Source organism: Ideonella margarita, assembly GCF_038066635.1.
GTDB lineage: Bacteria > Pseudomonadota > Gammaproteobacteria > Burkholderiales > Burkholderiaceae_C > Ideonella > Ideonella margarita.
The window spans coordinates 1-1,321 of sequence record NZ_JBBUTI010000028.1 but is presented as its reverse complement, the minus strand read 5'-3'; the positions used below and the strand labels follow the sequence as shown (position 1 = coordinate 1,321).

Below are 1,321 nucleotides of genomic sequence, written 5' to 3'. Positions count from 1 at the left end.
TGAAGCGCCCCGGGTTTCATGGAGGCCCGTTGGGTTAAGTCAGGCTTCCGTCAAGGCAGTCTGACTGGCGAGTTGCCGGTAGTAGTTTGCCTCAGCCTCTGCGGGTGGGATGTACCCGATGGGTGCCAGCAGGCGGTGGTTGTTGAACCAAGACACCCATTCCAGCGTGGCCAGCTCGACCGATTCCTTGGTTTTCCACGGCGCCCGGCGGTGAATTAGTTCGGCCTTGTAGAGCCCGTTGATGGTTTCTGCCAAAGCGTTATCGTAGCTGTCCCCCTTGCTGCCCACAGAGGGCTCCACGCCGGCCTCGGCCAAACGCTCGGAGTACCGAATAGAAACGTATTGCGAACCGCGGTCGGAGTGATGCACCAGGCTGCTGTCGCGCTCCGGTTGGCGCGCGTACAAGGCCTGTTCCAAGGCGTCGAGAACGAAGTCTGTGCGCATCGAACTGCTGACACGCCAGCCCACGATCCGCCGTGCAAAGACGTCGATGACGAAGGCCACATACAGCCAGCCCTGCCAGGTCGACACGTAGGTGAAGTCGGAGACCCACAGCTGGTTCGGTCGATCGGCCTTGAATTGCCGATTGACCTTGTCCAGCGGGCATGGCGCCTTGCTGTCGCTGATCGTCGTGCGCACCACCTTGCCACGCATCACGCCTTGCAGCCCCTGCCGGCGCATCAATCGCTCGACCGTGCATCGCGCCACGGCCGTGCCTTCGCGTTCGAGTTGCCGCCAAACCTTGTCAGCGCCGTAAACCTGCATGTTGGCCCGCCAGACGCGCTCAATCTGCGGCGTCAGGGCCTCGTCGCGCTGCGCCCTCGCGCAGCGTCTGTGCGGCTCTCGGCGAAGCGCTGCGTGATGTCGATACCCAGACGGGGCGATCTGCAGAACCCGGCAGATCGGCTCGACCCCGAAGGTATCGCGCTGCTGATCGACGAATGCCCTCAGGACTTGAGACGGCGGTCGAGCTCCGCCTGGGCGAAAAACGCGCTGGCCAGCTTCAGGATCTCGTTGGCTCGGCGCAGTTCCTTGTTCTCGCGCTCCAGCTCTTTGACCCGCTGTGCCTCGCTGCTGGTCACACCGGGGCGAGCCCCGGTGTCGATCTCATCGCGCTGAACCCAGCCCAGCAGGGTCTGGGGAACGCAGCCGATCTTCGGTGCGATGGACTCCACCGCGGCCCACAGCGATGGGTATTCCCCGCGATGCTCCTGCACCAAGCGCACAGCGCGCTCGCGGACCTCAGGTGAGAACTTGTTCGACTTGTTCATGGCTCCATCTTCTCAAGAGTTGGAGCCTCCTGAAAACCCGGGGCGCTTCA

Annotated in this window: 1 protein-coding gene and 1 other annotated feature; the gene reads right to left on the bottom strand. The window is 63.3% G+C overall.

Annotation, left to right across the window (positions count from 1 at the left end; genetic code table 11):
- Positions 1–39 precede the first annotated feature (39 nt).
- Positions 40–1,271 (bottom strand): IS3 family transposase gene (locus AACH00_RS19790; RefSeq protein WP_341400905.1). Its coding sequence is split into 2 segments (ribosomal slippage): positions 40–983 and positions 983–1,271, totalling 1,233 coding nucleotides; the frame shifts between segments, so codons are not numbered across the junction.
- Positions 877–993, bottom strand: a sequence feature (AL1L pseudoknot). (Overlaps the previous gene by 117 nt.)
- Positions 1,272–1,321: the final 50 nt, after the last annotated feature.